Genomic DNA, 13,076 nt, shown 5'->3' with positions numbered 1-13,076 from the left:
GGCAAAAGCTGGCCCATTGACGTCGGGGCATGGGCGAAGTTGTGCAGAGAGATGCCAGCGCCGCAACCCCACGCAGAACGGCGAATTGACAACTGGTCGCTGCCCCACGGTCGAATCAATCATAGGTGGTGGATCTGTAGAGCGCCCAGCATTCCAGCGAAGCGTGTCAGTCTGCCATTCCCCCCCCAAAGCGGTGCAGCACAGGGAATGGTCATCGACAGCAACCTGTGGGGGGCCGCCGCTTCAAGTCGCGCAAGACTGGGGAGGCTTCTTTGCGCGCTAGTTTGGAAACTCAACCTCTATCGTGGGGGTTTGGGCGACACTTTGACAGGTAAGGATGTCGCCTTGCAAAATGTCTCTTTCGCAAAGCGCCATCTGCGTGCGCATCAGAACCTTACCCGTCTTAAGCCGTGCCTTACAGGCTCCACAGACCCCGGACCAGCAACTGTGGGGAGGCTTCAGCCCCGATGCGAGCGCGGCCTCCAGAACCGTCTGATCCGCAGCCATAGAGACATCGCGACGCCTGCCATTGAGGATCACCGATGCTGTCGCTGCCATTCCGTTGACAGGGCTGCCAATATCCATCTCTGCGCCGCCAAAGCTCTCCAGATGAATGCGATCTGCAGGCACATCCAGTGCCATCAAAGCGTCGCGCACATCTTTGTTCATCGCCCCCGGACCACAGATCCAATATTTGACGTCCTGCGCCACCGGCGGGCTCTCCGCAAAAGCTGCGCTGATGGCGTCTGCTCCGAGGCGCCCCTTGCGCCAGGGGGAGAACCAGCTCAATAGGGACGGGGCCGAGAGTATGTGGCGCAGGGTGAACCGATCCCCGTGTGCATCGGCGAGGGCCGCCAGTTCCGCGCGAAATAGAATTCCATCCGCGGTTTTATTGCCGAAAATCAGATGCGACACGGAATGCGGTTCATGCGCCAGGACATCTTTGATCATCGCAAACAGAGGCGTAATTCCGCTGCCACCGCCAAAGAAATAATGGGTGCGGCGCGCCATCGGGTCGGGCTGCAGCGCGAATTGTCCCAACGGCGGCATCGCGTCCAGGGTCTCTCCAATCTTAAGGCTCTCCGCGATATGGTTCGAGACCACACCACCTTTCACCCGCTTGACCGTGATACGCAGCGGCGCACCGGGCGGGTTGGAGATCGTATAACAACGGCGATGCTCTTCGCCGTCGATCCTCAGGCGCAATGGCAAATGCTGCCCTGCCTGCCAGCTATATATTTGGCTCAGCTCTGGCGGCACGGCCAGGGTAATGCTGGTGGCGTTGCCGCCGATCTCCTGGCGGATGTCGGCGATGGTCAGGGCGTGAAAATCGATGCTCATTGCAGCCTCAACGGTGGCGATAGATGGAAGACAGCGCGGCAGCCAAGAGAGGCTCGGTCGCGCGAGTGGCAATGCGTTTCATTCAACGCCCTCCAGTTGGTTGATCCGTGCCGTGATTTCGGACAGGCGCGACAGCGTTTGCAAAGTCATCGGCAAGATCAGAGCGCTTTCAACGAAGTCCCAGCTGTAGGTGACGATGGAAAACACACCGCCAGCGGTGACGCCCAGTGACTGGGTTGCAAACCAAAGGTTGAACATTTCCATGCCCAGCAGGGCGGTGAAAATCAGTCCGTAGATCAGGCCTTCGGTATCTGAGATACGGATCTCTGATTTTCGCAATGACAGAAGATGCGCCCCCAGGCGCGGCGTCGACCGGGTCGACAGCACGCCAACCTGCTGCTCAGCCCGGGCGTTAAGTGTCGCATTCAGTTGGAAAAACCGTTTGTGCGCCAGCCCGTATATGAGCATGGTTGCGGCCAACGCTGCCATCGCTGACGATGCCAGCAGGGGATGGAAGCCTGCCAGGATGACAAGCGCGGCAAGAACCCGGACAACCGCTGTCATGCTTTCCGGCGCCTCAGATTCCAGAAAATCCACCAGTTCCCGTCCCATACCCAGCCGCGCGTTCAACTGCGAGACAGGTGTGCCTGCTGATCTTCGGGCAAGCTCCTTACCCAACTCGACCCGCATGAGACCGTAGGCCCGGGTATCATAGACCCGACGCAGGGTGCCCAGAAGGACCAGCCCGCCCAGCACCGCACCTAGCTGGATAAATGCCCCGAGATCCGCGATCAGCAGTCCGTCGATGGCCTTGCCGATCAGCAAGGGGATCAGAGCAAACATCACCACCTCCGCCAAGGTTAGCCCCCATGTCACACTGATCTGCAGCCAAAAGGCGCGCAGCAACCCACGCAGGGTGAGCGGCCGGTCTGTCAGCGGTCCGACGCGGCGCCTTGTGGAGGGACCTCATGCGTTTCGGGCCTCTTGCGCGGCCATGAAGTCCAGGACGGCTTGCTGGTGACGGGTGACTGGGCTTTCTCCGACCGCCGCCGGGCCAACCTCAAAATAGGGGCTTTGCAGCGATTTCTGCTGCTGCTCACATGCATAGACGTCCTCGGTTGTGAAATCGCCCGACGCCATTGGATCCTCTTCGTCCGACAGGTCAGCCTCGTCGTATTTTGCGCCACCGAAGTCTTTCCAGAAACCGTGGCTGCTCCACGCCTGCTTGCTGAAGTCCCACTCAGAGACATTGGCGAGTTTGGTGCGATTTTCGATCCGCGTCAGCTCCGGGCCCAAAGGCGTTATGACAAACAGGTTCCAACTGTCCTCGCTCGCGCCAATCCCAATACCGGGAAACAGCATTGGCACCCATGTGCCGCGATGCGGTTCAGGGATCACCCTCGGGGTAGGCAGGTTCTTTTCAAGATCCGCGCCATAAGCCTCGCTGGGTGGTTCCCAGAAATGGTAGTGTGGCCCCTTCCAGCCATAGTCCGCCTGCGAATGGTCATACATGTGCAGCGTATTCGCGTGCAGGTGACTGAGATGATAGACGTCGATGTAGTTTTCCACGACGATCTTCCAGTTGGCTTTGATCTCGTAGGACTTGCGCGCTTCAGGGTATTCCACCAGTTCATCGGGCTTGTGCGGGCCCAGATACGGATCCACAGCGCCAAACCAATGTGCCAATCCGGGGGCCTGCGGGTCCGGGTGCACAAACAGCATGCCGCGCCAGACATCGACACGTGCCGGTTTCAAACCCAGACAGCTCTTGTCGATGCCATTAGGATACTCGCGATCCTCGTCGGGAACCGAGATCAGGTTGCCTTCCAGATCATAGGTCCAGTCGTGATACGGACAGGTCAGCGCCTTTTGCGACTTGCCGACTGCGCGGATCAGTTGGGTTCCGCGATGGCGGCAGATGTTGTGAAACGCCCGCAAACGGCGATCCCGCCCCATTACGATGAAGAGGTTGTTGAGGCCAGCCTGAACCGAGATGTAATGGCCAGGCTCCGGGACATCCTCTGCAAGGTCGAGCATAGCGCCAGCTGCGGGAAAAAATCAGCGCCTGTTCACGGTCGAACCAGTCTTGCGACGTGTAAGCGGAGACGGGGAGGTTGTGGTACATGCGAGTCATTGTTTTGCCTCAGACAAGCCAGGGGGCGTAGTGCGGGAACAGGCTGGCGGCGATCATCATGACGCCGGACAAGCCCCAGAGGAGCAGCACGGCCCAAAACAGCAGCGGATCCTCGCTGCGGGCGACCTCAAACACAAAATGGGCTTGGCCGCTTCTCACGGCAGGCACCAGCCACCACAGAAACAGCAGCCCCCAAACCCAATAGAGTCCGAGAACCGCAGCGCCCCCGAGGATCGGAAAGGCAATGTAGTTCACGCCCCTCTGACGCGTCATGCCGATCCCTCCAGAGTCTGCGCAAGAAGCAAGGCCGCCTGCTTTAGTTCCTGCCGCCACCCTGCGGGAGGAGAAAGCGGTGATAGGGAGTCGAGTGTCACGAAACTTGATGAAATGCCCTGTGCCACGGCCCGGACCCTTGCGGGGCTTGCCCCGGGTACGATCCGGTTCAGCGTGTCGCTGAGAACCGTCAGAAAACGCTCAAGGCTGTCCAGAAGGTCAGCCCGCATTCCCGGGTTTTCTGAAGCCGAGATTGAGAGCCCCTGCCAGGCGAGCAGCAGCCTCGGGTCATTCGGTGCATCTTCGGCAAACAATATTGCAACCATGTCTTCCGCGTTCCCTGCGTCAGCCAAGGCGGTAGCCAATGAGCTGGTCGAAGCATTGAACGTGTCAACGACATGTTGGGTCAGAGCAGCAATCATCTGATCGCGATTGCCAAGGTAGTGCCGCAGAAGTGGACGCTTTACTCCCGCTTCTGCGGCAATGCGTTCTTGTGTTGCACCTTCCAACCCGAAGCGGGCAACGCAGGTCAGATACGCGTCGAGGATCTCCTCGGAACGCTGATCCCTTAAACTAGGGCGAGGCATGGCGACTCCATTCTTTGTCACATTTGACAAATAACGGCATCGTATAAATTGTCAACTCTGAAAATATACCCACGTGTCTTTCTCGCCTGCGAGTCTGAAACCGCAGAAGCCAGAAGAAGCTTCGGTGAGGGCGCCATCCGTTGCACCCGCGCTTCGTGGCCAATCAGCATGACTGGGGTCCAAGGGATTGTCGTTTTGTGTGGTGGATTGACAGAGCGGACATCACAGGTCACAGCCGCGTCCCGACAGTGGCGTATGTACCGGGCGCTTTGCAGGGTGACCAAGCAGATTTCGCCCGATCATGGCACCTATAGCCCACAGCTAAAGCGCTTCGGAACAATGATGGCACCGGCAAGCGCAACAGGCCTCATAGCCCTTCAGCAAGGCCAATCACAGGCAGCAACAGGAAAACTCCAAACACCCTACATCACCACGTGGAGGGCGGATAGTTGCATACCCCGTCTGATTTCAAACGCAGATGAACCGACATCAACTGATAAAAAAGGCGCCCGCTGGGCGCCCTATATGTAGATCTTGGTGAGAACTCGTGCCGAAACGGTGCGAACTCGTGGAAGATTTACAACCTTAATGTGTCCAGGGGGCGCGGCGGTTGGTGGCGAAGTTTTCGCCGTAGCCGCCAGCGCGGACATTGGCCTTGCGGCTCTTGGGCTCTGTCACCACGGCGTCGATGCCGTTGGCCTCGGCGTATTCCAGCGCGGCCTCTTTGGTGTCGAAGCGCAGGCGCACCTGGCTCTGGGTATCCTGAGAGGAGGTCCAGCCCATCAGCGGGTCCACTTCCCGCGCACTGGTCGGCACGAAATCCAGAACCCATTTGCGGGTTTTGGCCATACCGGAGGTCATGGCGTTCTTGGCTGGCCGATAAATCCGCGCTCGCATGGGATATCTCCTCGTCAATCTCTGCCCCCTATATGCGCTGAACCCTGCGGGCGGGCAAGGTGGCAAATGCCGCAGATTGCGCAGGTTTGGGTGGAAAACCGGGGATTTCAGGACCTTCACGACAGGTTTGAGCGCAAAGCGGGGCCTTCATCCACGCACGCAGGCAAAATCCCCCTTGAATAAGAACAAAAACAGACCAATCTCTGCCCCTAGCAGGAGAGAGCCACAATGCCATACGCCCATTCCGACAAATCCATGCCGATGATGGCTGACCGCGCGCCGCAGCACCGCCCCAAGCTGGAAGGTGGGCGGGAATTTGTGATGCATACGGAGTTTGATCCGGCGGGCGACCAGCCCATCGCAATCAAGGAGCTGTCAGCAGGCGTGCTGGACGGCGAGCGCAATCAGGTGCTGCTGGGGGCGACCGGAACGGGCAAGACCTTCACCATGGCGAAGGTGATCGAGGAGACCCAGCGCCCGGCCATCATTCTGGCACCGAACAAGACACTGGCGGCGCAATTATACGGCGAATTCAAAGGCTTCTTCCCGGAGAACTCCGTCGAATACTTCGTCTCCTTCTACGACTATTACCAGCCAGAGGCCTATGTCGCGCGCTCCGACACCTATATCGAGAAGGAAAGCCAGATCAACGAACAGATCGACCGGATGCGCCACTCCGCCACCCGGTCGCTGTTGGAGCGGGATGATGTGATCATCATCGCGTCTGTGAGCTGCATCTACGGTATCGGCTCGGTAGAGACCTATTCGGCGATGACGCAGGATTTGAGGGTCGGCGATGAGTATGACCAGCGGCAGGTCATGGCCGATCTGGTCGCGCAGCAATACAAACGCAACGATCAGGCGTTTCAGCGCGGCAGCTTCCGGGTGCGCGGCGATTCGCTGGAGATTTTCCCCGCCCACCTTGAGGATCGCGCCTGGCGGCTGTCCTTCTTTGGTGAGGAACTGGAGGGGATTACCGAATTTGACCCGCTCACCGGCGAGAAAACCGGCTCCTTCGATCAGATCCGCGTCTATGCGAACTCCCACTATGTGACCCCGAAACCGACGCTGAAACAGGCGGTCATTTCGATCAAGGAAGAGCTGAAGATGCGGCTGGATCAGCTGGTGGGTGAGGGCAAGCTGCTGGAAGCGCAGCGGCTGGAGCAGCGCACCAATTTCGACATAGAAATGCTGGAGGCCACCGGCCATTGCAACGGGATCGAGAATTACTCGCGCTATCTGACCGGCCGCGCTCCGGGGGAGCCGCCCCCTACCCTGTTTGAATTCATCCCGGACAACGCCATTGTTTTTGCGGATGAATCCCATGTTTCCGTGCCGCAGATCGGCGGCATGTACAAAGGTGACCACCGGCGTAAATTCACATTGGCCGAACATGGTTTCCGCCTGCCGTCCTGCATGGATAACCGTCCCCTCAAGTTTGAGGAATGGGACGCGATGCGCCCGCAATCGGTCTTTGTCTCGGCAACGCCGACGGCCTGGGAGATTGAGCAATCGGGTGGCGTCTTTGCCGAACAGGTGATCCGCCCAACCGGCCTGTTGGATCCGCAGGTCGAAATCCGCCCGGTGGATATGCAGGTCGACGATCTACTGGACGAGGTACGCCGCGTCACCGCAGATGGGTTCCGCACGCTGGTGACCACCCTCACCAAACGCATGGCCGAGGATCTGACCGAATATATGCACGAACAGGGGATCAAGGTCCGCTATATGCACAGCGACATCGACACGCTGGAGCGGATCGAAATCCTGCGCGATCTGCGGCTTGGCGCCTTTGACGTGCTGATCGGCATCAACCTGTTGCGTGAGGGTCTGGATATCCCCGAATGCGGGCTGGTCGCCATTCTGGATGCCGACAAGGAGGGCTTCCTGCGCTCCGAAACCTCGCTGGTCCAGACCATCGGTCGCGCGGCCCGAAACGCTGAAGGCCGGGTTATCATGTATGCTGACCGCATCACGGGTTCGATGGAACGCGCTCTTGGCGAGACCAACCGCCGCCGCGAGAAACAGATCGCCTACAACGAGGAACACGGCATCACCCCCGCAACCGTCAAGAAAAACGTCGAGGATGTGCTGGCGGGTCTCTATGAGGGCGATGTGGATATGAACCGCGTCACCGCCACCATCGACAAACCGATGCATGGTGCCAATCTGGAGGCCCATCTGGCCGGGCTGCGCGAGCAGATGCGCAAGGCCGCCGAGAACCTGGAGTTCGAGGAAGCCGCGCGGCTGCGCGACGAGGTCAAGCGGCTGGAAGCGGTGGATCTGGCGGTCTCTGACGATCCTCTGGCGCGGCAATCCGCGATTGAGGCCGCATCAGATGCGGCGGTGAAATCACGAGGGCGTTCCACTGCGGGCAAGGCCGGGACACGGGCCTATCGGGGTAAGTCGCAGAAGAAGTTCTCGTCGTAGGATCAGCGGGGCTAGCTGGGCCACGAGAAGATAGCGGAGGCAACAGCGCCCGCCCCCCGACAAACCGGACACGAAAAAAGCCCCCCGCGATGGCGGGGGGCAAACTGTGCCGGATCAGGCAGCTGCTTCTCTTAGTTGGATTCGGCGGCAACTTCGTCAGCGGCGTCTTCCGGCGGGGTCACTTTCAGGCCCGGAACCGAGATTTCAGCTTCTTCCATGGTCACATCGACGTCCGGAACCTTCACCGTTGCGGTTTCTTCGGTGATGGAGACGGATCCAACCTCAGCATCGAATTTTGGCAGGTTGCCACCCTCAACGCTGACATCAACGTCGGGCAGGCTGGCTTCTTCTGTCTGATCGACGTCCACCATGTAGATGCCAATCGCAACGGCGATGACGGCAATAACACCCAGAACAATTCCAGTAGCGGTTTTCATAACGTGGTTCCTTTCCGATTGCGATACATCTCAATGATGGTTCGGAGAGGAAACGAGATATCCGTTGAAATGGTTCCCAATATTTTTATCGGAACATTTTGAGCCGTTGATTGGTTGGGATGGCAGAACACAATCATTGGAGAGAGAAAATGGGTTACAGTCTTCTTGGTCTGATCATTCTAATTGCCGATCTCTATGCGATTTATCAGGTTCTGACCTCAGGCGCCTCGACCGTGGCCAAGGTGGTCTGGACCCTCGTCATTCTGATCCTGCCTGTCATTGGCCTGATCGCATGGCTGATCGCTGGGCCCCGTGGCAGTAAAGCACATATCTAACATTATGTTATGAAAAAAAGCGCCCCGATACCAGATCATGGTATCGGGGCGCTTTTTTTGTGACCTGCACGATCAGGGGCGCAGCAGAGTGAGGCCCGGACGCCGGTTTTACTGCACCTTTTCGGTCAGCCAACCCTGACGCCCGGGCATGTCGTTCTTAAAAATCAAACAGATCCTCAAGAAATCCACCACGTTTTTTCTTGTAGCGTTTTTCGGAATAATGCCGATCTGAATCGCGTTTCTCGGGGCGATGGCTGTCACGCGCCGGTGCGGATTGCTGCGGCGCGGATCGCTCAATGATCTTGTCCAATTCACCGCGATCCAGCCAGACACCCCGGCATTGCGGACAGTAATCGATTTCCACTCCGGCCCGGTCGGTCATGACCAGCTGTGTGCCATCAATTGGACATTGCATCGTTTTCTCCTCACAAAACATGATTGCATTGCAAGTGGGGTCGCTTTTGCCGCACGACAAGTCTTGCGGCGCAATATTGCGCGCCCGGCGTCAAAACAACGCAAGCCTCAGCGTACGACATGAACCGCGCAGGACGCGTGTCGCACCACCTGGGTGGCGGTTGAGCCGAGCAACAGATCCTGCATTCCGGGACGGTGTGACGCGATGATGATCAGATCGGGAGAATTGTCTTCGGCCCAGTCGAGGATGGCGCGGCCGGAATGGCCGTCGATCAGCAGGCCGCTGGCATTCGGCAGGGTTTTGGCCAGCCCGTCCAACTCCGCCTGCAACGCCTTGCGCGCCGCATCGAGGTAATCAACCGGCATGTAGGAAATCGCATAGGCTAAGCACCTGTTCGACCACATGCAAGAGCGTGATCTTCGCCTCCGGCGTGGCCAGCAGCCCCGCGAGTTTCAGCGGGCCGCTGACATCGCGATCCGGGTCGAATGAAATCGGGACAAGAATATGGCTGTACATCTGCGCTTTCCTCTGTCTGTGACCGCATTATGGGACAGGCGTATCATGGGACAGGCCTGAAGCGCCTGCCTTGATCAAGATCAGCCGCCCACAGATGGGAAACGCGCCACAGATCAAAAGGTTGCGGCGACCTCATACATCACCGGTTCAAAGCTGCGGCAAAGCTCATTGATCTTGCGATTGCGGTTGCGCATCTCGGCGCTGCGCAACATGGCCATAAAATCCTCGCGCCGACGCCACTGGGAATAGTTGGCAATCCGCGTCTGAGCATCGTTCACATGCAACCCGGCGGAAATGAACCCCGGCTGATGGGAAATAAACTCGGCATAGGCCTCAGTCAGGGCGTCCAGAAGATCCTGGCAGGTGCCCGGTGTCATCTCGAATGTGGTGATGACGGTTTGGGTTTCGGTATTGGTCGCGATCGTCGGCATGGCTTCCTCCGTTGTCCGGGTCCAGCCTACGCCGGTTTGGGAAAATCCGGCAGAGATTTTTGCCACACCGGGCGGCCAGCCTGCTGTTCCATAAAAAGAGTGGTCAAAAGTGCAAACAACTTTAAGATGTTTGCATGTCTCATCACTTCGCCCGTCTTCTGGCACTGATCCTGGCCTGTCTGATGCCTTCGGCGCCGGTCTTTGCCGGGGCGTGGTTACAGCAAAAGGGACAGGGGTTCAGCGCAACCAGTCTGACCCTGCGGCGGGATCTGGCCGCGATAAAGGGGCTGGACGCAGGACAGCGCATCCCGGCTGAGGTTGGCTATTACAGTGAATACGGGCTGCATCCGCGCTGGACCGTGGGGGTGGATCTGAACCTGAGCCGGGGCAGCTCTGCCCATGCGCTGCTGTTCGTGCGCCATCCCCTGCCCCGGCTGGGGCGTGCCAATACAGCGGTGGAACTGGCGTTGGGGCTGAACCAGAGCAGCGCGGTCTGGGCGCCAATGCAGCGGCTGACGCTGTCATACGGGCGCGGGTTTGACACCCGGTGGCGCGACCGGCCGCTTTCGGGATGGGTGGCGTTGGACCTGGGCCATGAATGGCGCAGCAAGGGGCTGGAGCAGACCTGGAAACTGGATGCCACATTCGGGCTGAACCGCCCCGGCAAATTGGCGCCTCTGGTGCAGGTGGAAACCAGCAAAACGGCTGGGGCGTCACTCTCCGTTGCGGTCACCCCCAGTCTGCGGGTGCCACTGGCGCGTCGCTTCGGCAAGGACGCGCCAGAGCTGGTGATTGGCCTACAACACAAACGGACCGAGACCCGGTCGCTGGGGGTCAAACTGGCGATCTGGCACCGGTTCTGACCACCGCCTGCGCCTGTCTAGGCGAGGGGTTATTTGTCCACCCGGACGGTCACCTGCACAGTGCCGCGCACCGCCTCGGGCCAGATCAGCTGCACCTGATCGCGACGGCTGCCAACCCGCAGTTTGGTGTGTGGCATGGCGTGGCGATCTGCGCCGCCGCTGACCTCCACCGGGCCAATCGCGATGACGCTATCGACCCCCCGCGCCTGCCCGCGGAACGGCAGCTTATCATCGGTGTCGACGGTCCAGGTCTTGGCCGTACTGCCCTGCACATGTTCAATCCGCAGCGGATTGGCGACGGCGGCTGACACATTGTGATAGGTGTTGCCCTCGTAAAAGATGCTCTTGGAGCGACTGAAATCGAGATCCGCAAAGCTGGTATCCACCCGTTCCGCCCGGTCGATGGAGCCATTGATGGAGCGGAATTTATTCCCCGACACCGTCATCCCATTGAGGAAATGACCGCTGCCATAGGGTTTGACCACGATGTAGCTGAACCACCGGGCCACATCACCGGAGAGGAACACATTGTCAGTGATCGACAGCGCGCTGAAGGAAAAGCCGCTGCTGAAATCCGGCCGCGCATCGCGTTCATTGGTCCATTCGACAAAGCAGTTGTCGATGTAGTTGTCCGACACGGTGGAGGCGCAATTGGTGCTGGTCAGGATCAGCCCGGCGGTGCGACTACCATCGGCGACGGTGTCACCCTGAAAGAAGTGGTTGCCGGTCACGGTCTGGTTCTGCCCGCCCAGGAGGGCGAAATGGCGGAACTTGGTCGCACGGTTGTTGCGCAGCTTGGCGTCATTGGCATTCACATTCAGCGCGATGGACTGGCGCGCGGAGACATTCAGCGGCTCCTCATCGGAGAGGAACTGGCAATTGTCCACCAGAATGCCCTGACAGCCCGACCCGATGGAGGTGAGGCCGCGATTGAGCGGACGCGAGATGAAACAGTGATCCAGGCTGAACACCGTGCTGAGCAGGCGCAAGACGGATCCCGCTACAACGGCCCGCGCATTGGATTTCCACCTCGGTCATGCCGAATTTGCTGAGCGCGCTGAAACCGCTGAAATCCAGCATGTATTTGAAGTCGCGGAAGGTGAATTGCTGTGTGCCGACCGCATCATAAAGCGGCGCGGTCAGGGTCAGTTCCCGTGCGCCCACGTTTTTGGCCCGGACATAGATCTCGCGCCCGACGCCGCTGCCTTCGACCAAGGCGCCGACGGGGATATTGGCGATATTGGCGACATTGGTCAGCTTGCGCGCGTCGCTGGTGCTGTAAGTCGCCTGTGCAGTCACCGTGTCGGTGTCCCAGGCCGCATTGGCGGCGGCCTCCAGCTGGCCGTTGCGGATCACCCGGCGGGTGGCATAGCTGGTCTTGTTGGGCACTGCCGCCTGCATGTCGACCGGCCCGCGCAGGGTCACCTTGCGCCCGCAGAGATCGAGCGATTCATGGTCGGCGTTGTTCAGAAGCGCCTGAAACGCCTTCTTGAAGCCCAATTCCTCATCCCCGAAGGCGGCAGCATAGCTGGGGAAATCAAAGTTGCGGGTGAGCAGCAGCATCCGGTTGGTGGGCATGCGGACGGTGCCCTCAAACCGGACCTCATGGTTCATGGAGACCGTGCTGGCGAGGAAGAACTCCCCCGCGGGAACCAGTACACGGCGGCCTGCGGCGGCGGCATCTGCGGCCTCAAAGGCGGCAGTATTGTCGGTGCTGCCATCGCCGACGGCGCCATAATCCGTCACATCCACAAGGCTGATCATATCGCGCAGGAACACGCCAGTGACATCGCGCACCGCGATATCCTCGATCCGCACCACGCCGCCGTTTGCCCCGATCAGATCCAGCCCCACATGGGCAAAGCGCGCGGCGCGGCCCCAGGGCATATCGACGCCATTGCGGCTGCCGGTGCCGACAATGGCTGTGACCTCAACCACCTCGCCGTAGGTGGAGAGGCTGGTGCCCGGCCCGGTTTCCACCACGCCGCCCAGATGGCCGCCGCCGGGCTGTCCGGCCCAGGCCGCGATGCGCACTGTGGGCAGGGCGCCGCTGATCGCCTTCACCTTTGCGGTGATCTGCAGATAGCAGCCCGGCGTCAGCATGGTGCGGGTCATATTGCGCAGTTTTTGCACCGAGGTGGTTTTTTGCAGCTCCAGACAGCCGCCGAAATCGGGGTCCGCCGCGACAAAGGCCGCATTGGCCGCCCCCTGATAGGTGTCCGATCCCGGTGTGCCATTGCCGCTGGACCAGTTGTTCAGTCCTTCAGCAAAGGCCGGGGGCATCAGCTCTACGCCGTCAGTGATCGCTATGTTCATCAGTCACCCTTTCCAAAACCGCCGTTTCCGGCATCGCAGGCCGCAGCCCGGTTCAATCAGGGAAAGGGTTATACCGGGCGGGATTTAACGCGCTGTCAGAG

General features: G+C 59.6%; 12 protein-coding genes and 2 pseudogenes. 3 read left to right on the top strand and 11 right to left on the bottom strand.

Translation table 11 applies throughout. From position 1 onward, the window contains the following. Nucleotides 1–279: 279 nt before the first annotated feature. The 6 genes from L0Z65_RS01340 to L0Z65_RS01315 all read right to left on the bottom strand — a co-directional run bounded on the left by L0Z65_RS01340 (nucleotide 280) and on the right by L0Z65_RS01315 (nucleotide 5,232). Entirely contained in the window at nucleotides 280–1,341 is a 1,062-nt protein-coding gene (locus L0Z65_RS01340) for a 2Fe-2S iron-sulfur cluster-binding protein (RefSeq protein WP_405110060.1), read from the bottom strand. A gap of 78 nt (nucleotides 1,342–1,419) precedes the next feature. Further along, nucleotides 1,420–2,247 carry an ABC transporter six-transmembrane domain-containing protein gene (locus tag L0Z65_RS01335; protein WP_405110057.1) on the bottom strand — a complete coding sequence of 276 codons (828 nt, stop codon included), beginning with the start codon at nucleotides 2,245–2,247 and terminating at the stop codon, nucleotides 1,420–1,422. A gap of 60 nt (nucleotides 2,248–2,307) precedes the next feature. Further along, nucleotides 2,308–3,378, bottom strand: a complete 1,071-nt coding sequence (locus tag L0Z65_RS01330; protein ID WP_405110054.1) for an aromatic ring-hydroxylating dioxygenase subunit alpha — start codon at nucleotides 3,376–3,378, stop codon at nucleotides 2,308–2,310. Nucleotides 3,379–3,484: 106 nt separating this feature from the next. After that, nucleotides 3,485–3,748 (bottom strand): hypothetical protein, encoded by a 264-nt coding sequence (locus L0Z65_RS01325; protein WP_405110051.1) that lies wholly within the window; start codon nucleotides 3,746–3,748, stop codon nucleotides 3,485–3,487. Continuing rightward, a complete protein-coding gene (locus L0Z65_RS01320) occupies nucleotides 3,745–4,356 on the bottom strand; it encodes a TetR/AcrR family transcriptional regulator (RefSeq protein ID WP_405112423.1) in 612 nt (203 codons plus the stop codon). The genes L0Z65_RS01325 and L0Z65_RS01320 overlap by 4 nt, the downstream gene beginning before the upstream one ends. 564 nt (nucleotides 4,357–4,920) lie before the next feature. Beyond that, nucleotides 4,921–5,232 (bottom strand): ETC complex I subunit, encoded by a 312-nt coding sequence (locus L0Z65_RS01315; protein WP_096869243.1) that lies wholly within the window; start codon nucleotides 5,230–5,232, stop codon nucleotides 4,921–4,923. Nucleotides 5,233–5,460: 228 nt separating this feature from the next. On the opposite strand from L0Z65_RS01315, the gene uvrB reads away from it, so the two are divergent. Beyond that, complete coding sequence (gene uvrB / locus L0Z65_RS01310) at nucleotides 5,461–7,662, top strand: excinuclease ABC subunit UvrB (protein ID WP_405110048.1); 2,202 nt, start codon at nucleotides 5,461–5,463, stop codon at nucleotides 7,660–7,662. Nucleotides 7,663–7,793: 131 nt separating this feature from the next. On the opposite strand, the gene L0Z65_RS01305 is transcribed toward uvrB, so the two are convergent. Continuing rightward, a complete protein-coding gene (locus L0Z65_RS01305) occupies nucleotides 7,794–8,099 on the bottom strand; it encodes a hypothetical protein (RefSeq protein WP_096872125.1) in 306 nt (101 codons plus the stop codon). A 149-nt stretch (nucleotides 8,100–8,248) separates the two neighbouring features. Here L0Z65_RS01305 and L0Z65_RS01300 point away from each other — a divergent pair, with 149 nt between their 5' ends. Next, nucleotides 8,249–8,434 carry a PLDc N-terminal domain-containing protein gene (locus tag L0Z65_RS01300; RefSeq protein ID WP_405110044.1) on the top strand — a complete coding sequence of 62 codons (186 nt, stop codon included), beginning with the start codon at nucleotides 8,249–8,251 and terminating at the stop codon, nucleotides 8,432–8,434. Nucleotides 8,435–8,591: 157 nt separating this feature from the next. Here the strand turns inward: L0Z65_RS01300 and L0Z65_RS01295 are convergent, their stop codons facing one another. The 3 genes and pseudogenes from L0Z65_RS01295 to L0Z65_RS01285 all read right to left on the bottom strand — a co-directional run bounded on the left by L0Z65_RS01295 (nucleotide 8,592) and on the right by L0Z65_RS01285 (nucleotide 9,796). Beyond that, nucleotides 8,592–8,849, bottom strand: coding sequence for a zf-TFIIB domain-containing protein (locus L0Z65_RS01295; RefSeq protein WP_096872129.1), 258 nt, complete (start codon nucleotides 8,847–8,849; stop codon nucleotides 8,592–8,594). Between the two features lie 107 nt (nucleotides 8,850–8,956). Next, nucleotides 8,957–9,365, bottom strand: a pseudogene (locus L0Z65_RS01290) (universal stress protein). 113 nt (nucleotides 9,366–9,478) lie between these two features. Next, the gene (locus L0Z65_RS01285; protein WP_014875520.1) at nucleotides 9,479–9,796 is read right to left on the bottom strand and encodes an antibiotic biosynthesis monooxygenase; all 318 of its coding nucleotides are present in this window, start codon (nucleotides 9,794–9,796) and stop codon (nucleotides 9,479–9,481) included. Between the two features lie 134 nt (nucleotides 9,797–9,930). On the opposite strand from L0Z65_RS01285, the gene L0Z65_RS01280 reads away from it, so the two are divergent. Further along, on the top strand, nucleotides 9,931–10,659 hold the full coding sequence (locus L0Z65_RS01280; RefSeq protein WP_254683132.1) for a hypothetical protein: 729 nt from the start codon (nucleotides 9,931–9,933) through the stop codon (nucleotides 10,657–10,659). Nucleotides 10,660–10,688: 29 nt separating this feature from the next. On the opposite strand, the pseudogene L0Z65_RS01275 reads toward L0Z65_RS01280, so the two are convergent. Then, nucleotides 10,689–12,975 (bottom strand): annotated as a pseudogene (locus L0Z65_RS01275) (glycosyl hydrolase family 28-related protein). Between the last annotated feature and the right edge of the window lie 101 nt (nucleotides 12,976–13,076).

Origin of the sequence: Phaeobacter sp. BS52 (genome assembly GCF_045040595.1) — a bacterium.
Classification (GTDB): domain Bacteria; phylum Pseudomonadota; class Alphaproteobacteria; order Rhodobacterales; family Rhodobacteraceae; genus Phaeobacter; species Phaeobacter piscinae.
Note: the sequence above shows the minus strand (reverse complement) of the source record. Positions and strands in the feature narration are given on the sequence as shown.

Excerpts from the sequence above, each read along its gene's own strand:
- L0Z65_RS01340 (WP_405110060.1), bottom strand. The coding sequence starts at position 1,341 with ATGAGCATCGATTTTCACGCCCTGACCATCGCCGACATCCGCCAGGAG.
- L0Z65_RS01330 (WP_405110054.1), bottom strand. The coding sequence starts at position 3,378 with ATGCTCGACCTTGCAGAGGATGTCCCGGAGCCTGGCCATTACATCTCG.
- L0Z65_RS01325 (WP_405110051.1), bottom strand. The coding sequence starts at position 3,748 with ATGACGCGTCAGAGGGGCGTGAACTACATTGCCTTTCCGATCCTCGGG.
- L0Z65_RS01315 (WP_096869243.1), bottom strand. The coding sequence starts at position 5,232 with ATGCGAGCGCGGATTTATCGGCCAGCCAAGAACGCCATGACCTCCGGT.
- uvrB (WP_405110048.1), top strand. The coding sequence starts at position 5,461 with ATGCCATACGCCCATTCCGACAAATCCATGCCGATGATGGCTGACCGC.
- L0Z65_RS01305 (WP_096872125.1), bottom strand. The coding sequence starts at position 8,099 with ATGAAAACCGCTACTGGAATTGTTCTGGGTGTTATTGCCGTCATCGCC.
- L0Z65_RS01300 (WP_405110044.1), top strand. The coding sequence starts at position 8,249 with ATGGGTTACAGTCTTCTTGGTCTGATCATTCTAATTGCCGATCTCTAT.
- L0Z65_RS01295 (WP_096872129.1), bottom strand. The coding sequence starts at position 8,849 with ATGCAATGTCCAATTGATGGCACACAGCTGGTCATGACCGACCGGGCC.
- L0Z65_RS01285 (WP_014875520.1), bottom strand. The coding sequence starts at position 9,796 with ATGCCGACGATCGCGACCAATACCGAAACCCAAACCGTCATCACCACA.
- L0Z65_RS01280 (WP_254683132.1), top strand. The coding sequence starts at position 9,931 with ATGTCTCATCACTTCGCCCGTCTTCTGGCACTGATCCTGGCCTGTCTG.